This window comes from Streptomyces sp. NPDC058086, assembly GCF_042885015.1.
Lineage (GTDB): Bacteria > Actinomycetota > Actinomycetes > Streptomycetales > Streptomycetaceae > Streptomyces.
Genome location: NZ_JBHVST010000010.1, coordinates 156,646 through 175,575, shown reverse-complemented (window position 1 = coordinate 175,575; position 18,930 = coordinate 156,646). Strand labels below are relative to the sequence as shown.

General features: G+C 70.1%; 18 protein-coding genes and 1 tRNA gene. 9 read left to right on the top strand and 10 right to left on the bottom strand.

Annotated features, from left to right (window positions below):
- Nucleotides 1-91 precede the first annotated feature (91 nt).
- Both ACFVWD_RS11020 and ACFVWD_RS11015 read right to left on the bottom strand, forming a co-directional pair.
- Nucleotides 92-1,123 carry a P1 family peptidase gene (locus ACFVWD_RS11020; RefSeq protein WP_389595156.1) on the bottom strand — a complete coding sequence of 344 codons (1,032 nt, stop codon included), beginning with the start codon at nucleotides 1,121-1,123 and terminating at the stop codon, nucleotides 92-94.
- The gene (locus tag ACFVWD_RS11015; RefSeq protein ID WP_389595155.1) at nucleotides 1,120-2,364 is read right to left on the bottom strand and encodes a low temperature requirement protein A; all 1,245 of its coding nucleotides are present in this window, start codon (nucleotides 2,362-2,364) and stop codon (nucleotides 1,120-1,122) included. The genes ACFVWD_RS11020 and ACFVWD_RS11015 overlap by 4 nt, the downstream gene beginning before the upstream one ends.
- Before the next feature lie 104 nt (nucleotides 2,365-2,468).
- Between ACFVWD_RS11015 and ACFVWD_RS11010 the strand changes: the two genes are divergently transcribed.
- Nucleotides 2,469-2,669: a hypothetical protein gene (locus ACFVWD_RS11010; protein WP_389595153.1), complete on the top strand. Its 201-nt coding sequence runs from the start codon at nucleotides 2,469-2,471 to the stop codon at nucleotides 2,667-2,669.
- A gap of 211 nt (nucleotides 2,670-2,880) precedes the next feature.
- Here ACFVWD_RS11010 and mscL read toward each other — a convergent pair whose 3' ends face one another.
- The 6 genes from mscL to ACFVWD_RS10980 form a co-directional block, all read right to left on the bottom strand.
- Nucleotides 2,881-3,351 carry a large conductance mechanosensitive channel protein MscL gene (gene mscL, locus ACFVWD_RS11005; RefSeq protein ID WP_389595151.1) on the bottom strand — a complete coding sequence of 157 codons (471 nt, stop codon included), beginning with the start codon at nucleotides 3,349-3,351 and terminating at the stop codon, nucleotides 2,881-2,883.
- A gap of 150 nt (nucleotides 3,352-3,501) precedes the next feature.
- The gene (locus ACFVWD_RS11000) at nucleotides 3,502-4,092 is read right to left on the bottom strand and encodes a hypothetical protein (RefSeq protein WP_389595173.1); all 591 of its coding nucleotides are present in this window, start codon (nucleotides 4,090-4,092) and stop codon (nucleotides 3,502-3,504) included.
- A gap of 266 nt (nucleotides 4,093-4,358) precedes the next feature.
- On the bottom strand, nucleotides 4,359-5,192 hold the full coding sequence (locus tag ACFVWD_RS10995) for an S-methyl-5'-thioadenosine phosphorylase (protein WP_389595150.1): 834 nt from the start codon (nucleotides 5,190-5,192) through the stop codon (nucleotides 4,359-4,361).
- Between the two features lie 133 nt (nucleotides 5,193-5,325).
- Nucleotides 5,326-5,631, bottom strand: a complete 306-nt coding sequence (locus ACFVWD_RS10990) for an FmdB family zinc ribbon protein (protein WP_101404549.1) — start codon at nucleotides 5,629-5,631, stop codon at nucleotides 5,326-5,328.
- Nucleotides 5,632-5,699: 68 nt separating this feature from the next.
- Complete coding sequence (locus ACFVWD_RS10985; protein ID WP_389595148.1) at nucleotides 5,700-6,962, bottom strand: MFS transporter; 1,263 nt, start codon at nucleotides 6,960-6,962, stop codon at nucleotides 5,700-5,702.
- Between the two features lie 388 nt (nucleotides 6,963-7,350).
- Complete coding sequence (locus tag ACFVWD_RS10980) at nucleotides 7,351-8,907, bottom strand: potassium/proton antiporter (protein WP_389595146.1); 1,557 nt, start codon at nucleotides 8,905-8,907, stop codon at nucleotides 7,351-7,353.
- Nucleotides 8,908-9,211: 304 nt separating this feature from the next.
- On the opposite strand from ACFVWD_RS10980, the gene ACFVWD_RS10975 reads away from it, so the two are divergent.
- Nucleotides 9,212-11,977 (top strand): penicillin acylase family protein, encoded by a 2,766-nt coding sequence (locus tag ACFVWD_RS10975; protein ID WP_389595145.1) that lies wholly within the window; start codon nucleotides 9,212-9,214, stop codon nucleotides 11,975-11,977.
- 110 nt (nucleotides 11,978-12,087) lie between these two features.
- Here the strand turns inward: ACFVWD_RS10975 and ACFVWD_RS10970 are convergent, their stop codons facing one another.
- Entirely contained in the window at nucleotides 12,088-12,663 is a 576-nt protein-coding gene (locus ACFVWD_RS10970) for a 5-formyltetrahydrofolate cyclo-ligase (RefSeq protein ID WP_389595143.1), read from the bottom strand.
- A gap of 132 nt (nucleotides 12,664-12,795) precedes the next feature.
- On the opposite strand from ACFVWD_RS10970, the gene galU reads away from it, so the two are divergent.
- The 7 genes from galU (at nucleotide 12,796) to ACFVWD_RS10935 (ending at nucleotide 18,324) form a co-directional block, all read left to right on the top strand.
- Nucleotides 12,796-13,698, top strand: a complete 903-nt coding sequence (gene galU / locus ACFVWD_RS10965) for a UTP--glucose-1-phosphate uridylyltransferase GalU (RefSeq protein ID WP_389595141.1) — start codon at nucleotides 12,796-12,798, stop codon at nucleotides 13,696-13,698.
- A gap of 4 nt (nucleotides 13,699-13,702) precedes the next feature.
- Nucleotides 13,703-15,025, top strand: a complete 1,323-nt coding sequence (gene glp / locus ACFVWD_RS10960; protein WP_389595140.1) for a gephyrin-like molybdotransferase Glp — start codon at nucleotides 13,703-13,705, stop codon at nucleotides 15,023-15,025.
- 61 nt (nucleotides 15,026-15,086) lie between these two features.
- Nucleotides 15,087-15,566, top strand: a complete 480-nt coding sequence (moaC, locus tag ACFVWD_RS10955; protein ID WP_053852462.1) for a cyclic pyranopterin monophosphate synthase MoaC — start codon at nucleotides 15,087-15,089, stop codon at nucleotides 15,564-15,566.
- The gene (locus ACFVWD_RS10950; RefSeq protein ID WP_389595139.1) at nucleotides 15,563-16,075 is read left to right on the top strand and encodes a molybdenum cofactor biosynthesis protein B; all 513 of its coding nucleotides are present in this window, start codon (nucleotides 15,563-15,565) and stop codon (nucleotides 16,073-16,075) included. The genes moaC and ACFVWD_RS10950 overlap by 4 nt, the downstream gene beginning before the upstream one ends.
- Nucleotides 16,072-16,725 carry a GNAT family N-acetyltransferase gene (locus ACFVWD_RS10945; protein ID WP_389595171.1) on the top strand — a complete coding sequence of 218 codons (654 nt, stop codon included), beginning with the start codon at nucleotides 16,072-16,074 and terminating at the stop codon, nucleotides 16,723-16,725. Before ACFVWD_RS10950 ends, ACFVWD_RS10945 begins: the two co-directional genes overlap by 4 nt.
- A 177-nt stretch (nucleotides 16,726-16,902) precedes the next feature.
- Nucleotides 16,903-18,165: a gephyrin-like molybdotransferase receptor GlpR gene (glpR, locus tag ACFVWD_RS10940; protein ID WP_389595137.1), complete on the top strand. Its 1,263-nt coding sequence runs from the start codon at nucleotides 16,903-16,905 to the stop codon at nucleotides 18,163-18,165.
- 85 nt (nucleotides 18,166-18,250) lie between these two features.
- A tRNA-Ala gene (locus ACFVWD_RS10935) sits at nucleotides 18,251-18,324 on the top strand.
- A 66-nt stretch (nucleotides 18,325-18,390) separates the two neighbouring features.
- Here the strand turns inward: ACFVWD_RS10935 and ACFVWD_RS10930 are convergent.
- Complete coding sequence (locus ACFVWD_RS10930; protein WP_389595135.1) at nucleotides 18,391-18,876, bottom strand: GNAT family N-acetyltransferase; 486 nt, start codon at nucleotides 18,874-18,876, stop codon at nucleotides 18,391-18,393.
- Nucleotides 18,877-18,930: the final 54 nt, after the last annotated feature.

Genomic DNA, 18,930 nt, shown 5'->3' with positions numbered 1-18,930 from the left:
GCCCTCGTACTGGACGTACTTGGGTCTGTGCCCGGTGCGGCGAGAGGGCGTGCATGGCGTCGCAGGGCAGACGGGAATTTGACGACAGGGCCTAGGCGCTCCCGTACAGCTCCTCGTACGACGGCCACACCCCGCCCGGTCCGTCCACCGGGTCGGCCGCTCGTACCGCGCGGACGATCGCCCGGGTGACCAGATCCGCGCCCGCCGCGAGGATCTCGTTGAGAGCCAGGGGGTTGTCGGGATTGAGCGGGCGGGCGCCCGTGGCCAGGGCGAAGACCGTGTCGCCGTCGTTCAGGAGGTGGACCGGGCGGACGGCGCGTGCGATGCCGTCGTGTGCCGTGCCGGCGAGCTTGTGGGCCTGGGCGCGGGTGAGGTCGGCGTCGGTGGCGACGACGGCGAGCGTGGTGTTCAGCGGGGGAGGCGAGTTCTTCGCGGCGGCTTCGGCGAGCCGTCGCCGCGCCGCCTCGTGGACCTCGGCGGACGGATACGCCGTACGACCGTCTCGCAGCAACTCCCCGTACAACACCCCTGTCTCCGGGTCCACCGCCGAACCCGCCGCGTTGGCCACCACCAGCGCGGCCACCGTGATCCCCGAGTCGAGCACGGCGCTCGCCGACCCGACCCCGCCCTTGATCCGCCCGACCGTCGCCCCCGTCCCGGCGCCCACGCACCCCTCCGGCACCGGCGTGCCCGGCCCGCTCGCGTCGGCAGCCTCGACCGCGGCCCGGCCCGTGGCCGCGTCCGGCCTCGCCCGGAAGTCGCCGCCGCGGCCCAGGTCGAAGACACAGGCGGCGGGCACGACCGGCACGACGTGCGCCGGATCGGGGCCCACCCGCACCCCGCGGCCCCGCTCCTCCAGCCAGGCCATCACCCCGGACGCGGAGTCCAGGCCGTACGCGCTGCCGCCGGTCAGTACGACCGCCTCCACCTTCTGCACCAGGTTGCGGGGGTCGAGCGCGTCGGTCTCCTTGGTGCCGGGCCCGCCGCCGCGTACGTCCACGGCCGCGATGGCGCCGCCCGCAGGGGCGAGCACGACCGTGGTGCCGGTGAGCCAACCGTCGCCGGTACGCGTCGCGTGTCCCACGCGCAGCCCCGCGACATCCGTCAGAGCGTCAACTGTCATGCCTCCAGTGTTTCCCGCCCCGCGGTCCCCGCCCCCTCCTTTGTGACCATCCGTGCCGTCAGGGCCACCCCGACCGCCACCGACAGCGCCGCCACGACGCCCGCCGCGAGCACCGCCCAGCTGCGCAGGAAGGTGCACAGGATCACCAGCAACGCCGCCGTCGGCAGGACGAGTTGCTGTGCGATGCCCACCTTGAAATAGCGCGCGTGCAACAGCCACACCGTGAGGAAGTACAGCGCCGTCGGCAGTGTCACCGCGGCGGACGCGGCGAGCGTCGAGATCTGTGTCTTACCGACCGTCTCCTCGACCGCGACCTCCAGGCCCGCGCCGATCGCGGCCGCCGACGAGAAGATCAGGTAGTGGCCGTAGCCCCACAGGAACGACTGTCTGTTGGACCGCAGATGCCCGTGGATGGGCACCACGAAGTAGATCCACCAGGCGGCGAAGACGATCAGCAGTCCGCCGGCGGCGATCGGCAACAGCTCGCGCAGCGCGTCGTGCTCGTCCACCGCCGACTTCACGGCGACCGTCGACGCGGCGATCGTCTCGCCCAGCACGATGATCGTGAACAGGCCGAACCGCTCGGAGACGTGGTGCGGATGCCAGGAGGTGACGAAGTCCTTCTCCGCGTACACAGGGACGCACATCTCGGCGATCGCCATCACCAGGAACACCCAGGGACGCCCGGGCTCCGGCAGGACCAGCAGCCCCAGCCAGCCGATCTGGCACAGGAACACACCGCCCGCGTACCGCAACGCCATGGTCTTCTCGGGGCCCTGAGCGCCGCGGGCCGCCCGCAGCCACTGGGCGATCAACGCGAACCGCATGATCACGTACCCGAGCCAGACGGACGTGTACACATGGTGCTCGAACGCCTGAGACACCCCGGCGGCGAGGACCAGGACACCGGCGATCTGCACCAGCGTCACGACCCGGTAGAGCGCGTCGTCGTTGTCGTACGCCGAGGAGAACCAGGTGAAGTTCATCCACGCCCACCAGATCGCGAAGAAGATCATCGCGTAGTTGAGGATGCCCTCGCCCGCGTGTCCCGCCGCCACGGCGTGCACCAGCTCGCTGCCCGCCTGGGCGATGGCCACGACGAAGCACAGGTCGAAGAAGAGCTCCAGCGGCGACGCGACGCGGTGCGCCTCGTCCCTCCTCCGGGCGGTCATTCTGCGCAGGGGCCCGAGCCGGGCCGTCCTGGGCGTCGGGGTGGGTTCGGAAGCGGCGCTGGACGTCATAGGGCCAAGCACAGCAGAAAAGAGTCCAGGTCGCTCGGGTTGACGGCCGGAGGACGCGGCCGTACCGGGGTGGGCCGGGGGCCCGTCGGCGTACTCTGGGACGCATGAGTACCGCCGCCGCCCCCGAACCGCGTGACGCGTCCGCACCGCGCGCTCCGAAGCCCGCGCTGATCTTCGACGACCCGCTGAGCCAGCAGTCCTCGGACGACACGGACCGGGGATGGGGCGAGCAGTCCGGCGGTGAAGGTGACAGCGCGGCGGACCTGAAGAGGTTCCTCGACGAGAAGCCGCCGCACCACATCTGAGCCGCCGTGCCTCGGCGTCGCCTGACGCCGACCCCGACCGTCCGCAGCTGGGCCCCGTGTTCCGGGAGCCCGACTGTCGTTTGCGGTCGGCCTCCGAGCTTCCGGAGCCCGGCCCCCATGGTCCGGCGTCGGCCCCCGCGCTTCCGGAGCCCGGCCCCGGCTTTCAGGAGTCGGTCCGTGAGCGTTCCGAGCGGGGCTCCGGCCTTCGTCGTCAGTTGTGGCTGTTGCCCGAACCGCGCTGGGCCACCAGGGCGTCGCGGATTTCCTTGAGCACCTCCAGCTCGGACACCTCGATGACCTCCTGGGTGCCCTCCTTCGCCTTCTGCCGGGCCGCCTGTCGGGCCAGGAACTTCGACATCGGCAGCACCATCAGGAAGTAGACAACGGCCGCGGTGATCACGAAGCTGAGCGTGGCGCCCAGCACGGAGCCCCACATGATCCGGATGCCCGTAGCCGTGTCCCCGGTGCCTCTGCAGGGGTCTTTGAGGCAGTAGCTGTAGCTGTCGAGGCTCTGCGTGCCTATCGCACCCACCAGCGGGTTGATGATGCCCTTCACCACCGAGTTGACGATGTTGGTGAAGGCCGCGCCGATGACCACCGCGACGGCCAGGTCGATGACGTTGCCCCGCATCAGAAAGGCCTTGAAGCCCTCCCAGACACCGGGTTGCTTCTTCTCGCTCACCAAGAGGCCCCTCTGCACAAGTTGTGGAACAAACAGCTCCGCAACCTACGGCAGGGCCCGCCGGACCTGTCCAATTCGGTAGCACGATCGAGCGAGTTGACACCGATTCGATATCCAGGGAGGCCGTCAGTACGGCATTGCGCACGACGCTCAACACAGTGTCACCGCCAGCCGAGCCGTCGTGCCCGCGCCAGCCAGTCGCGCCGCCGTGGCCCGGGGCACGGAGAGGACCACCAGCGCCCCGGTCTCGGTGGCGGCGAAGTCCGGGACCTCGGCCACCCGCGCCCCGGCCGCGACCACGCGGGCCTCGCTGCCACCGTCCGCCGCGATCACGTCGACCCGGTCGCCCGGCCTGAGCAGCCGCACCGTGGCCGCGTCGGCGATCCGCACCGGCGCCGCCACCATCTCCACCGGGCCCCGCCCTCGCCCCCGCACGGACTCGGAAGCGGAAGGGGAAGAGGGAGAAGAGGACATGGAGGAAGAAGCGGACGTGGACGGAGGAGCCGCCGTCGGATGGCCCCGTGCCCGCCCGGCGTCACCGGGGCCCGCCGCCACGAGGGCCGCCGCCGTGACGGCGAGCCCCGCGGCCACGGCCCGCCGCTTGTGCCGGGTGAGGCGCCGCAGCCGGTACCGTCCGCCGCGCACGTGCACGGGGGCGAACTGAGGCACCTCGCAGATCGGAGGCGCGTCCGCGCCGGGCGGCCGTACGAGAACCGTTCCGGGCGGCCGTACAGGATCCATGTCCGGCGCCCGTACGAGATCCGTGTCCTGCGGGCGTACAAGAGGAGCGTGCTGTGCCATGGGACCACCACCTGCGACGAGAGATCGGCTTGCGATCCCACGATGAGGCCTCACGGCGGAGTCCGTCGGCGCCGGTGGACTACCGACGAGTTGTGGACAACTCCCTCACCCGAACGGGAAGTTCCACCACGTGAAAACGCCCGTCGGCGCCCGTCAGCGCCCGTCGGCGCCCGTTGGCACCCATCGAGCGCCCGTCGGGGCCACCGTCACTGCAGCTCGAACCCCGGATCCATGCCACCCAGCGCCTTCGTGCACAGACAGTCCCGCGTCCCGTTCTCCGGCAGTGCCGCCACCGTGTCGTACAGCACGTCCCGCAGCCGGTCCACGTTCGACGCGAACACCTTCAGCACGTCGTCGTGCGAGACACCCTCGCCGGCCTCCGCGCCCGCGTCGAGGTCGGTGACCAGGGTCAACGAGGTGTAGCAGAGCTCGAGTTCACGGGCGAGCGCGGCCTCGGGGTGGCCGGTCATGCCCACCACGGACCAGCCCTGCGCCTGGTGCCACAATGACTCGGCGCGGGTGGAGAACCGCGGTCCCTCGATCACCACGAGCGTGCCGCTGTCCACCGGCTCCCAGTCGCGCCCGCGCGCCGCTTCGAGGGCGGCCTTGCGGCCGACGGGGCAGTAGGGGTCGGCCAGCGACACGTGCACGACGTTCGGCACGGTGCCGTCCGGCAGCGGCAGCCCGTCGAAGAACGTCTGCGTCCGCGTCTTCGTACGGTCGACCAGCTGGTCCGGCACGAGCAGCGTTCCCGGCCCGTACTGGGGGCGCAGTCCGCCCACCGCGCAGGGTCCGAGGATCTGACGGGCGCCGACGGAACGAAGCGCCCAGAGGTTGGCCCGGTAGTTGATGCGGTGCGGCGGCAGATGGTGGCCGCGGCCGTGGCGGGGAAGGAAGGCGACCCGTCGCCCGGCGATCTCGCCGAGGAACAGGGAGTCGCTCGGCGGCCCGTAGGGGGTGTCGACTTGTATCTCGGTCACATCGTCGAGGAAGGAGTAGAAGCCCGAGCCGCCGATGACACCGATCTCTGCGTTCGCCATGACAAGCACAGTAGCGGGCTTCGAAGGCCTGCCTCGGAAAACGTCGAGGCCCCTGCCTCGACGCCGGGACCCCTGCTCCCGAAAATGCCGGGGACCCCAACGTCGACGACGATGGGGTCCCCGGCAGAAAGTCCTACGCGGCCGAGCTGCTGCTCGACGAGCCGCTGCCCGACGACTTCGAGTCGGACGAGGACGACGAGGTCGTCGACGGCGAGGGCGAGGAGGTCGACGGCTTGGACGCCGGCGAGCTGCTCGACGACGAGCCACGACTGTCGTTGCGGTAGAAGCCGGAGCCCTTGAAGACAATGCCGACGGCCGAGAACACCTTCTTCAGGCGTCCACCGCAGTTGGGGCACTCGGTCAGGGCATCGTCGGTGAACTTCTGCACCGCCTCGAGGCCCTCGCCACACTCGGTGCACTGGTACTGGTAGGTCGGCACTTGTCTTCCTCCTGGCACTCTCACTCAGTGAGTGCTAACGACGATCCATACTGACGTATTCCGTGAGATCAGTCCACTGTCACCGGCACTCGGTGACCGACGCCACGTGCGACGGTGCGTCCGGAGGGCCGCGTGGCCAGCCGTGAGCGCAGGGCCAGCAGGGTCGCCAGCGCCAGTGCCGTACCGGCCATCGGCACCAGGAATCCGGCACCGTTCCACAGGCGGTCCTCCAGCTGTCCGGCGACCGTGACGGCCGCCGCCTGGCCGAGCGCGACGGCGCCGGTCAGCCAGGTGAAGGCCTCGGTGCGGGCGCCCGCCGGGACCAGGCCCTCGACCAGCGTGTAGCCGGTGATCAGGGACGGAGCGATGCACATGCCGACCAGGAGGCCGATCGCGGCGAGCGCGACCACGGAGTGCGCGGCCCACAGTCCGCACGCGGCGAGCGCCAGGGCGGCGTAGCCGATGACGAGCCGCCGCTGCGGGGCCACCTTCCAGGCGATGGCTCCGCAGACGACGCCGGAGAGCATGTTGCCCGCGGCGAAGACGCCGTACAGGACGCCGTTCAGGCCGGGCTCGCCGATCGACTCGCTGAACGCGGCGAGCGAGACCTGCATACCGCCGAAGACGGAGCCGATGCCCAGGAAGGTCACGATCAGCACGCGCACTCCGGGGACCCTCAGCGCAAAGCCGTGCTCCACGCGCGTGTGCCCGGCGGCTGCGACAGCGGGCTGGGTGCTCTTCTGTGAGGCGAAGAGGAGACCGCCGATCAGCGTCAGCCCGGCCTCGGTCAGCAGGCCCGCGGCCGGGTGCACGGCGGTGCACAGCGCCGTGGCGAGCAGTGGGCCGAACACGAAGGTCAGCTCGTCCGTGACGGACTCGAAGGCCGCCGCGGTGGTCATCAGGGGCGAGTCCTGGAGCTTCACGCCCCAGCGGGCGCGCACCATGGGTCCGACCTGGGGCACCGAGGCGCCGGTCGGCACGGCGGCGAGGAAAAGGGCCCACAAGGGGGCGTCCGTCAGCGCCAGCGCCGTCAGGGAGAGGCCTGCCAGGGCGTGCACCAGGACGCCGGGCAGCAGGACGGCCCGCTGGCCGTGGCGGTCGGCGAGACGGCCGGTGAAGGGTGCGAACAGCGCCATGGAGACGCCGGTGACGGCGGCGACGGCGCCGGCGGCCCCGTACGAGCCGGTGGTGTGCTGGACGAGGAGTACGAGGGAGAGCGTCAGCATGGCGAAGGGCTGACGTGCGGCGAAGCCGGGGAGCAGGAACGTCCAGGCGCCGCGGGTGCGCAGCAGCTGTCCGTATCCGGGGCGGGAGGTGACCGTGGATGCCACGGCCCGTGCCTTTCTGCCGCCTGGTAGCGCGGCCCCTTTTGTCGAGCGGTTCGCCTCCGGGGTGCTGTAGCCGGTGTCGAGAGGCCGACCGTGCTCAGCCCTTCGGGCCTTCGCGCGCTCGACCTCTCGACACCGTCGCACCCCTTTGGCTCACTCGCCCTGCGGGGGGCGCCGAGAGCTGTCCTCTTGCGCGGAACTGCGGTAGATGCCGCGCCGCCCACTGCGAGGGCGTCACGACCGCCATACGGTCGCGCCAGCTCTGCTTCAGGCAGAGTTGGTTCGATCAAGGTGTGCCTTCATCGTACAGGGGCGAGTGCTGCGGTGCCTGTGAAAGTGAGCACCATGGCGGTGTTCGCCTGCGAATGCACATCGCCCCTTAATGTCCCGTTTACTGTCCGGAATGTCGGGAGTGTGGTCCGGCGCCGTTGCCCGCGAGGCCCAGCCAGCCCGCCAGCTTGCCGCCCTGGCCCACCGCGCGCAGCCGTCGCTCGGCCGCGTCCCGGACCGGGTCGGTGGCCACCACGAGCAACTCGTCGCCGCGGCGCAGGACGGTCGTGGGCAGCGGCACGAAGGATGTCCCGTCGCGCACGACGAGGGTGACGGCGGCCCCCGAGGGCATGCGCAGCTCGGCCACCTCCACGCCGTGCATGCGGGAACCCTTCGGGATCGCGACGGACAGCAGATGGCCGCGCAGCCGCTCCAGGGGTGCCGATTCGATCCCGAGGTCGGCGGCGCCCTCGGACTCGCCCAGCCGCAGCTTCCGGGCCAGCCAGGGCAGCGTGGGGCCCTGGATGAGGGTGTAGGCGACGACGAGGACGAAGACGATGTTGAAGATCCGGCGGCTCTCCGCGATGCCGCTCACCATCGGGATGGTCGCCAGGATGATGGGCACGGCGCCGCGCAGGCCCGCCCAGGACAGCAGCGTCTGCTCCTGCCACGGAATCCGGAAGGGCAGCAGGCCGACCACGACGCTCAGGGGGCGCGCCACCATGGTGAGCACCAGACCGATGACGAGGGCCGGCACGATGTCGTCGCCCATCTCGTGCGGGGTGACCAGCAGGCCGAGCAGGACGAACATGCCGATCTGGGCGATCCAGCCGAGCCCTTCGGCGAAGCCTCGGGTGGCGGGCCAGTGCGGCAGTTTGGCGTTGCCGAGCATCATCGCCGCGAGGTAGACGGCGAGGAAGCCGCTGCCGTGCGCGAGCGCGCCGGCGGCGTAGGCGGTGACCGCGATCGCCATCACGGCGATCGGGTAGAGGCCGGAGGCGGGCAGCGCGACGTGCCGCAGCCCCCAGGAGCCGAGCCAGCCCACCGCGAGGCCGATGGCCGCGCCGATGGCCAGTTCCAGGGTTATCTCGCCCAGCAGCACGTACCAGTGCTCCACGGGGCCCGCCGTGCAGAACGCGACGACGAGGATGACCACCGGGGCGTCGTTGAAGCCGGACTCGGCCTCCAGGATGCCCGTCACGCGCGCGGGCAGGGGTACTTTCCGCAGCACCGAGAAGACGGCCGCCGCGTCCGTCGAGGACACCACCGCACCGATGATGAGCGCCTGCCGCCATTCCAGGCCGATCAGGTAGTGGGCGGCCGTGGCCGTCACTCCGACGCTCACCGCGATGCCGACCAGTGCCAGCGAGGTGGCCGCCGGCAGGGCCGGCTTGATTTCCTTCCACTTCGTGCCGAGGCCGCCCTCGGCCAGGATCACGACCAGGGCCGCGTACCCGATGACCTGGGTCAGTTCGGCGTTGTTGAAGTGGACGTTGCCGACCCCGTCCTGGCCCATGGCGATGCCGATGCCGAGGTAGACGAGCAGGCTGGGGAGCCCGCTGCGCGAAGAGATACGAACCGCTGCCACCGCGACGAGCAGAACGAGCGAGCAGACGAGCAGGAGCTGGTTGAGGTGGTGGACAGTCAGCGGCTGTTCCCTTCTCGCCAATCCGGGCACTGGATTCGAACGTGTGGATGTGAACACGTCGATTCGATCTGATCGCGTCGAGGTCAACGCGTGGAATCGAGGTGATCGCGTGGATCCCAGCACGTCGATCCGAACGCCCGAAGTCGGTACATGAGCCCAAGTACTTCGTTACCTTACCTAACTCTTGACGCTTTCTTGACACTCCAGGGGCCGAGATCGAACGCTCGTCCGTCCTGTACCCGACTCCGCGTCAAGGCGCGTCGGGCCCTGCGCCTATGGTTGCTCCAGCACTCCAGGACCGCCTGCCGCTCGCGTTAGGACAGCAAGGACAGCGATGCCCCCGAACACCACCGCCTCTTCCGGCCAGAAGCCGGGCAAGTCCGGCAGGAAGAAGGGGCGCAAGGCCCGACTGGTCCTGATCGTCCTGGTTCTGGCCCTCTTCGGAGGCGTTGCCTATGGCGGTTACTGGGGGGTCAGTACCGTCCGCGCCTCCTTCCCGCAGACCAAGGGCTCCCTCACGCTCGACGGGCTGTCGGGTCCCGTGGACGTCAAGCGGGACGGCAACGGGATCCCGCAGATCTACGCCTCGTCCGACGCGGACCTGTTCATGGCGCAGGGCTACGTCCAGGCGCAGGACCGGTTCTACGAGATGGACGTACGCCGTCACATGACCTCGGGCCGGCTGTCCGAGATGTTCGGCTCGAGCCAGGTCAAGAACGACGAGTTCCTGCGCACGATGGGCTGGGACCGGGTCGCCAAGGAGGAGTACGACACGAAGCTGTCGCCCTCCACGAAGAAGTACCTCCAGGCGTACGCCAAGGGAGTCAATGCCTACCTGAAGGGCAAGGACGGCAAGGACATCTCCCTGGAGTACGCGGCCCTTGGTTTCACCAACGACTACAAGCCCCAGGAGTGGACCCCGGTCGACTCGGTCGCGTGGCTGAAGGCGATGGCCTGGGACCTGCGCGGCAACATGCAGGAAGAGATCGACCGCTCCCTGATGACCAGCCGGCTGGGCCCGAAGCAGATCGCCGACCTGTACCCGGAGTACCCGTACAGCCGGAACAAGACGATCACCCAGGAGGGCCAGTACGACAGCGTCACGGGGTCGTACGTCCAGGGCAGCAGCACGACGGCGGGCAGCGGGACGCAGTCCACGTCGGGCACCGGCCTCGCGGGGAACGCCACCGCGCCCAACGGCCTGCAGAGCCAGCTCTCCAGGCTCTACAACGTGCTCGACAACGTGCCCACCGCCGTCGGCGTGAACGGCAACGGCATCGGCTCGAACTCCTGGGTCGTCGCGGGCAAGTACACGATCACCAACAAGCCGCTGCTGGCCAACGACCCGCACCTGTCGGCCTCGCTGCCCTCGGTCTGGTACCAGATGGGCCTGCACTGCACGAGCGTCTCCAGCAAGTGCCAGTACGACGTCTCCGGATACACCTTCGCGGGCATGCCCGGCGTGGTCATCGGCCACAACCAGGACATCGCCTGGGGCATGACCAACTCCGGGGTCGACGTCACCGACCTCTACCTGGAGAAGATCACCGGCGAGGGCTACGAGTACGACGGCAAGGTGCTGCCCTTCACGACCCGCAGGGAAACGATCAAGGTCGCGGGCGGCGGGGACAAGACGATCGTCGTCCGGGAGACCAAGGACGGGATGCCGCTGCTCTCCGACCGTGACGACGAACTGGTCAAGGTCGGCAAGAAGGCCACCGTCGACAGCGGGGCGCCCGACCGCGGCGACGGCTACGCCATCGCGCTGCGCTGGACCGCCCTGGACCCGGGCAACTCGATGGATGCCGTCTTCCAGCTGGACAAGGCGTCGAACTGGTCCGAGTTCCGCAAGGCGGCCGCGTCCTTCGACGTGCCCTCGCAGAACCTGATCTACGCCGACACCAACGACCACATCGGCTACCAGCTGCCGGGCAAGATCCCGACCCGGTCGAAGGGTGACGACGGCTCGCTCCCGTCGCCCGGCTGGGACCCCAAGTACACGTGGACCGGCTACATCAAGCAGTCCGAGCTGCCCTACGAGTACGACCCGAAGCGCGGCTACATCGTGACCGCCAACCAGGCGGTCGTCGACAAGGACAAGTACCCCTACACGCTCACCACGGACTGGGGTTACGGAACGCGCAGCCAGCGGATCACCGATCTCATCGAGGCGAAGATCAAGGGCGGCGGCAAGATCTCGACCGACGACATGCGCCAGATGCAGCTCGACGACAGCAGTGAGATCGCCAAGCTGATCGTGCCCAAGCTGCTCAAGATCGACGTCGCCGACAAGAACGTCCGCGAGGCGCAGAAGCTCCTGGAGGGCTGGGACTACACCCAGGACGCCGACTCCGCGGCGGCCGCGTACTTCAACGCGACCTGGCGCAACATCCTCAAGCTCGCCTTCGGCAACAAGCTGCCCAAGGAGCTGCGGGTCAAGGGCCAGTGCCTGAACGTCGCCCCGGTCGACACCACCGGCCCCGCGGACGAGAACCAGACCGTGCGCGAGTGCGGTCAGCGTGAGGCGGACCAGGCGCAGCCGGACGGCGGGGACCGCTGGTTCGAGGTGGTCCGCAAGATCATCGACGATCAGAACAACGACTGGTGGAAGGCGCCCAAGACGCGCCTCGACGATGCGGCCGACAACCGCGACCAGTTGTTCGCGCGGGCCATGAAGGACGCCCGCTGGGAGCTGACCGCCAAGCTCGGCAAGGACATGGACACCTGGAGCTGGGGCCGGCTGCACCGCCTGTTCCTGAAGAACCAGACCATGGGCACCGACGGTCCCGGCGTCCTGCAGTACATGCTCAACCGCGGCCCCTGGAAGCTCAGCGGCGGCGAGGCTACGGTCAACGCGACCGGCTGGAACGCCGCGGGCGGCTACGGAGTGGTCTGGGTGCCGTCCATGCGGATGGTGGTCAACCTCGACGACTTCGACAAGTCGAAGTGGATCAACCTCTCCGGCGCCTCCGGGCACGCCTTCAGCGCCCACTACACCGACCAGACGGACAAGTGGGCCAAGGGTGAACTGCTGCCGTGGTCCTTCTCGGACAAGGCGGTCGACAAGAGCACGAGCGACACCCTGGTGCTCAAGCCGTGAGCCACCGACGGCGACCGTGAGTCACTGGAAGCGACCTTGAGTCACTGACGGCGACAGGTGAAAGGGCCCTCCACGCACGCGTGGAGGGCCCTTTCACCTACCCGGGCCCGTCAGCCGAAGCGACGCACCCCCGAGGGCGTCACCACCGCGTGGACGGGACGGTCGTGAGGTTCCGCCGGGACGTGCTCGACGACCTCCGCGTCGTACAGCAGCACCACCAGCGCGGGATCGGCCCCCGCACGCTCCAGGCGGGCCAGTACGCGGTCGTACGAGCCGCCGCCGCGGCCCAGACGCATTCCGCGCCGGTCCACGGCCAGGCCGGGCAGCAGGACGGCGTCGGCGTCCTGGACGGCCTCGGGACCGAGCCGCTCGCCCGCCGGCTCCAAGAGAGCCATCCTGCCGCCGTGTTGGACACGCTCCAGGGAGCCCTCTCCGGCGTACGCGCCCCAGTCCAGGTCGTTGTCCGCCATCAGGACCGGCAGCAGCACGCGCACCCCGCGCGCGTGGAGCGCGTCCAGGAGTGCGAGGGTGCCCGGCTCGCTCCCCACGGAGACGTACGCCGCCACCGTGCGCGCTCGCGCCAGCTCCGGCAGCTCCAGCGCCCGCAGTGCCAGTGTCCCGGCGGCTTCCCGCAGGTCGTAGGGTGTCAACCTGCTTCTCACCGCGAGGAATCCTCGCCGCAACATTCGCTTGTCAGACTCTGCCGCACGTCCCACGTGGCTCACAGCTCACTCCGTACCGTTCCTTATGCGCTCATATGAGAGCTATTTAACGGGACCAACAGATTGCGCTCATAGCCACCGGATATGGTTACGCGCATGACTGAGTCGCACCCCAGGATCAGCAAGGCTGTCATCCCCGCAGCAGGCCTCGGCACCCGGTTCCTGCCGGCCACCAAGGCCACTCCCAAGGAGATGCTGCCGGTCGTCGACAAGCCGGCGATCCAGTACGTGGTCGAAGAGGCCGTGTCGGCGGGTCTCGACGACGTCCTGATGATCACCGGCCGCAACAAGCGTCCCCTTGAGGACCACTTCGACCGCAATTATGAGCTGGAGTCCGCCCTCCAGAAGAAGGGTGACGCCGACCGGCTCGCCAAGGTCCAGGAGTCCAGCGACCTGGCCACCATGCACTACGTGCGCCAGGGCGACCCCAAGGGCCTCGGCCACGCCGTCCTGTGTGCGGCTCCGCATGTCGGTCACGAGCCCTTCGCCGTGCTCCTCGGCGACGACCTGATCGACCCCCGTGACCCCCTCCTCGCCCGCATGGTCGAGGTCCAGGAGCAGTACGGCGGCAGCGTCATCGCGCTCATGGAGGTCGCGCCCGAGCAGATCCACCTCTACGGCTGCGCGGCCGTCGAGACCACCGCGGAGGGCGACCTCGTCAAGGTGACGGGCCTGGTCGAGAAGCCGGACCCGGCGGACGCGCCCAGCAACTACGCGATCATCGGGCGTTATGTCCTCGACCCGCACATTTTCGACATACTCCGCAAGACCGAGCCGGGCCGCGGCGGCGAGATCCAGCTCACCGACGCCCTCCAGCAGCTCGCGCAGGACGAGAAGGTCGGCGGCCCCGTGCACGGCGTCGTCTTCAAGGGCCGCCGCTATGACACCGGCGACCGCGGCGACTATCTGCGTGCCATTGTCAGGCTCGCGTGCGAACGTGAGGACCTGGGCCCGGACTTCCGGACCTGGCTTCGCAGTTACGTAGCCGAGGAGATGTAGGAATTTGAGCAGCGCCGCGACCCGTGTCACCGGCCAGGACCATCTCTGGTCGGTGACCGAGCACCTGGAGGACATCCTCGCGACCGTTCGCCCTCTCGAACCCATCGAGCTGCAACTCCTCGACGCCCAGGGCTGTGTCCTGGTCGAGGACGTCACGGTGCCGGTCTCCCTGCCGCCGTTCGACAACAGCTCGATGGACGGGTACGCGGTCCGGGTCGCCGATGTCGCGGGCGCGAGCGAGGAGTATCCGGCGGTCCTCACGGTCGTCGGCGACGTGGCGGCCGGCCAGGGCGAGCGGCTCCATGTGGGCCCCGGTGAGGCCGCCCGCATCATGACCGGCGCCCCACTGCCGCCCGGCGCCGAGGCCGTCGTCCCGGTGGAGTGGACCGACGGCGGCCTGGGGGAGGGCCCCGTCTCCGGGATGCGCGCCCACAGCGCGGCCCCCGAGGGCGGCTCCGGCCAGGTGCGCGTCCACCGCCCGGCCGAGGCACGCGCGCATGTGCGCGCGAAGGGGAGCGACGTGAAGGCGGGGGACCGCGCCCTCGAGGCCGGCACGATCCTCGGCCCGCCGCAGATCGGCCTGCTCGCCGCGATCGGCCGCGGCACCGTACGCGTGCGCCCGCGCCCGCGCGTGGTCGTCCTGTCCACCGGCAGTGAACTCGTCCAGCCCGACGAGCCGTTGGGCCCCGGCCAGATCTACGACTCCAACAGCTTCGCCCTGTGTGCCGCCGCGCGCGAGGCCGGGGCCATCGCCTACCGGGTGGGCGCGGTCGCCGACGACGCCGAGACGCTCCGCGCGACCATCGAGGACCAGCTCATCCGCGCGGACCTGCTGGTCACCACGGGCGGCGTGAGCGTAGGCGCGTACGACGTCGTCAAGGAGGCCCTGTCCTCGGTGGGCGACGAGGACGAGGAGGGCAGCGGTATCGACTTCCGCAAGCTCGCCATGCAGCCCGGCAAGCCCCAGGGCTTCGGCACGATCGGCCCCGAGCACACCCCGCTGCTCGCGCTCCCCGGCAACCCCGTCTCTTCGTACGTCTCCTTCGAGTTGTTCGTCCGCCCCGCGATCCGCACCCTGTCGGGCCTGGACGACATCCACCGCCCCACCACCAGGGCGACCCTGGAGACGGGCAAGGCGCTGACCTCGCCGGACGGCCGTCGGCAGTTCCTGCGCGGGAGGTACGCCGACGGCAAGGTGACCCCGGTCGGCGGCGCCGGATCCCACCTGGTCGCGGCCCTCGCCCATGCCGACGCGCTGATCGTCGTCCCCGAGGACGTCACCTCGGTCGAGCCCGGCACCGAGGTCGAAGTGGTCCTGCTCGGCTGAGTGCCCCGAGTGGCGGTACCGTGTCGCGCACAAGAGGCCCGACCGGGAGCGCCGCGCAGACATGAGTACGCAGGACCGACTGACCCACATCGACGAGGCGGGCGCCGCCCGTATGGTCGACGTCTCCGGGAAGGACGTGACCGCGCGCACCGCCCGCGCCAGCGGTCGTGTCCTGGTCTCGCCCCGTGTGATCGAACTGCTGCGTGGTGAGGGCGTCCCCAAGGGCGACGCCCTGGCCACCGCGCGCATCGCGGGCATCATGGGCGCCAAGCGCACCCCGGATCTGATCCCGCTCTGTCACCCGTTGTCGGTCTCGGGTGTCAAGCTTGATCTGTCGGTCGCGGACGACGCCGTCGAGATCCTCGCCACCGTGAAGACCACCGACCGTACGGGCGTCGAGATGGAGGCCCTCACCGCGGTCAGCGTGGCGGCCCTCACCGTGATCGACATGGTCAAGGCGGTCGACAAGGGGGCGGTCATCACGGACGTACGGGTGGAAGAGAAGACGGGCGGAAAGTCGGGCGACTGGAGCCGGGCATGACGGCACCGTCGTACCGCGCGCTCGTGGTCACGGCCTCGAACAGAGCCGCCGGGGGGGTCTATGAGGACAAGGGCGGCCCCTTGATCGCCGAGGGGCTCACGGCGTACGGCTTCGAGGTCGACGGCCCCCGGGTGGTGCCGGACGGCGACCCCGTGGAAGCGGCACTGCGCGCGGGTGTCGACGGCGGGTACGACGTGATCGTGACCACCGGCGGGACCGGGATCTCGCCCACCGACCGGACGCCCGAGGCGACCCGGCGGGTGCTCGATCACGAGGTGCCGGGCATTCCCGAGGCCATCAGGGCGTTCGGGAGAGAGAAGGTGCCCACGGCGGCGCTGTCCCGGGGGCTCGCCGGAGTCGCGGGACGGACGCTGATCGTCAACCTGCCGGGTTCCACCGGCGGGGTGAAGGACGGCCTGGCCGTACTGGAGCCCCTTCTGATCCACGCCGTCGACCAGATCCGTGGCGGCGACCACCCCAGACCCAGCGGCAGTGGGGGTGCGAGCTGAACAGCCCATCCTGGCCCGTCGAGCTGGTGGACGGCGATGTCGTCCTCCGGCCGATAAAGGTGCGCGACCAGCGGGCCTGGCGCGAGGTGAACCGGCGCAACCGGGACTGGCTGCGGCCCTGGGAGGCGACGATTCCGCCGCCCACGCCCAGCGGTCCGATAGCGCACCGGCCGACCTACCGCCAGATGGTCCGGCATCTGCGTGCCGAGGCCAACGCGGGCCGGATGCTGCCCTTCGTCATCGAGTACCAGGGGCGTCTGGTCGGGCAGCTGACCGTCGCCGGGATCACCTGGGGATCGATGTGCTCCGGGCACATCGGCTACTGGGTGGACCAGTCGGTGGCGGGGCGCGGAGTGATGCCGACGGCCGTGGCGCTGGTGAGCGACCACTGCTTCCGCACGGTCGGACTGCACCGCATCGAAGTCTGCATTCGCCCGGAGAACGGGCCGAGCCGGCGGGTCGTGGAGAAACTCGGATTCCGCGAGGAAGGGCTCCGGCCGCGTTATCTCCACATCGACGGGGCCTGGCGGGACCATCTCGTCTTCGCGCTCACCGCGGAAGAGGTGCCGGAGGGGTTGCTGGGGCGTTGGCGGCGGGCACGATCGATGCAGGCCCGTTCGGAGAACCAGAGCAAGCCCGGCACTCAGTAAATGAAATGTGTGTTCGAAATTGATCGGTGCGTGATCGGCTCGGGGCATTAAATTCGCGCTCCCTGCGGCCTGCTGATCGCATCGGTCACAAAAAAAGCTCGAAATATCAGCCGGATCGTGCGACACACCGGCCGAATTGGCAGATGGCCTCATGCAAACCCCTCTACCGTGTGAGGCGTGAGCAGCAGCGGCCTCATCTACGCAGTCATCGTCGGGGCCTGGGCCGCCTACTTGGTGCCGATGTGGCTCCGTAGGCAGGACGAGCTGAACGAAGCCCGTCCGACGGAACGCTTCAGCACCGCCATCCGGCTGCTGTCCGGACGGGCGGGAATGGAGCGCCGGTACGCCAAGGACCTGCGGGCGCGCTCCGCCGAAGAGGGGGAGCCCAGCGCCGATCCGGACGCCGTCACCGACTCGGTGGACGTCCGGTCCTTCGCCATGCCTCCGGTCCGGCAGCAGACCAAGGCCCAACTCCCGCCGCCCGCCCAGCCCGAACCGCAGCAGGCGCCACAGGCCGCCGCCCGGCAGGGTGCCCCACAGGGCTCCTCGGCGGCCGGCCGGGCGGTGCCGCAGCAGTCGGCCCAACCCGCGCCGTCGTCGGGTTCGGCGTCGGATTCGAGTTCGGGATCGGATTCGGCCAACTCCGGGGCCTCCAGGGTCCCGGCCGCGCGGCGGGCCTCCGCGGCGGAGGCCGCGGCGCGCGCCCGGCGCTCGAAGGTGCTCGCGCGCCGACGGCGTACGACCGTGATGCTCTTCCTCGCCTTCACGCTCGGCGCGATCGTGGCGGCCGTCGGGGGGCTCGCGTTCCTGTGGGCGCCCGGCGTGCCCGCCCTGATGCTGAGCTCGTACATCGTGTATCTGCGCGCCCAGGAGCGACGGCGCTTCACGTACACCATGGACCGGCGCCGGGCCGAGGCCGCGGCGCAGCGGCTCAGGGAGCGGCAGCCGCGCCGGCGGCCCACCGTCGACCCCGGCGCCGACGAGCCCGACGACAGCCCCGAGCCGGAGACCGACCCAGGACTTTCCGCGCTCGCGGCCGACCGCCGCGCCCTCGTCGAGCAGACCGACCACGCCGAGTGGGTCGACCAGCAGCGTGAGCGTCAGCGGGGCCCCGGCCGGGGCGACAGCTGGGACCCGGTGCCGGTCCCGCTGCCGACGTACGTGACCGCGCCGGTCGCGCCCAGGGCCACGTCCAGCGTCGATCTGGGGGCGCCGGACGCATGGAGCTCGGCGCGCTCCAGCGCCGTCGAGCCGAGCGAGCCGGAGGCGGAGCCCGCCGCCGAGGAGGGCCACGAAGCCGCCGAGACGGCCGAGGCCGCCGACGACGGTCGCAGTGACGCCCGGCGCGCCGCGTCCGCCCGGCGGGCCCGTGAGCGCGGTCGCACTCCGCTGTTCGACCAGTACGAGGACGGCGAACGGCCGCGCGCCGCCAACGAATGACCAGGCGCTCGGGAGCCCCGGCTGACCAGCCAGGAACGGATTTCCAAGCACCCCGACGAGGATGCTAGAGTTTCACTCGTTGCAAGGGCCTGTGGCGCAGTCCGGTAGCGCACCTCGTTCGCATCGAGGGGGCCAGGGGTTCAAATCCCCTCAGGTCCACTGCAATTCAGAACCCCGTCGGATTCGTCCGGCGGGGTTCTTGCCTGTGCGGCCACACTCTCTCGTTCACCGAATGGTCAGCGGCTTGGCATAGCAGAGGCTGAGTTCGTGGAAGCGGTAGTAGCCGAACTTGGCGCAGGGCTCGTAGCCGCTGGAAAGGTACAGGGCGACCGCCTCGGGCTGCTTGGCGCCGGTCTCCAGGACCATGCGGGTGCGGCCGGCCGCGCGGGCGTCGTCCTCCAGGGCGGCCAGGATGCGGCGGGCGAGGCCGAGACCGCGGGCCTCCGGGGTCACGTACATGCGCTTGAGCTCGGCGTCGCCGTCCGAGTACCCCTCGTCGTTCCTGTCCTGGCTGCGCCAGCCGCCGGACGCGATCGGGCGGTCCCGCTCGTCGTAGGCGAGGAGGTACAGGCCGAGGGGCGGCTTGAACATCGACGCGTCGAGCGGTGTGACATCACCCTCATCGCCGTAGCGCTCGGCGTATTCGGCCTGCACCTGGTCGTTGAGCTTGACGGCGTCGGGGTGGTCGTACGGGACCGGGCGGATACTCATGCAGGGTATCGTACATGTATGCGCCCTCTGGGTGGAATGGATTAAGTATCGTGC

Coding starts and splice junctions, on each gene's coding strand:
- galU (WP_389595141.1), top strand. CDS start 12,796: ATGACTGAGTCGCACCCCAGGATCAGCAAGGCTGTCATCCCCGCAGCA.
- ACFVWD_RS10930 (WP_389595135.1), bottom strand. CDS start 18,876: ATGAGTATCCGCCCGGTCCCGTACGACCACCCCGACGCCGTCAAGCTC.
- moaC (WP_053852462.1), top strand. CDS start 15,087: ATGAGTACGCAGGACCGACTGACCCACATCGACGAGGCGGGCGCCGCC.
- ACFVWD_RS11020 (WP_389595156.1), bottom strand. CDS start 1,123: ATGACAGTTGACGCTCTGACGGATGTCGCGGGGCTGCGCGTGGGACAC.
- ACFVWD_RS11015 (WP_389595155.1), bottom strand. CDS start 2,364: ATGACGTCCAGCGCCGCTTCCGAACCCACCCCGACGCCCAGGACGGCC.
- ACFVWD_RS10995 (WP_389595150.1), bottom strand. CDS start 5,192: ATGGCGAACGCAGAGATCGGTGTCATCGGCGGCTCGGGCTTCTACTCC.
- ACFVWD_RS10950 (WP_389595139.1), top strand. CDS start 15,563: ATGACGGCACCGTCGTACCGCGCGCTCGTGGTCACGGCCTCGAACAGA.
- ACFVWD_RS10970 (WP_389595143.1), bottom strand. CDS start 12,663: ATGTTGCGGCGAGGATTCCTCGCGGTGAGAAGCAGGTTGACACCCTAC.
- ACFVWD_RS10975 (WP_389595145.1), top strand. CDS start 9,212: ATGCCCCCGAACACCACCGCCTCTTCCGGCCAGAAGCCGGGCAAGTCC.
- ACFVWD_RS11010 (WP_389595153.1), top strand. CDS start 2,469: ATGAGTACCGCCGCCGCCCCCGAACCGCGTGACGCGTCCGCACCGCGC.
- ACFVWD_RS11000 (WP_389595173.1), bottom strand. CDS start 4,092: ATGGATCCTGTACGGCCGCCCGGAACGGTTCTCGTACGGCCGCCCGGC.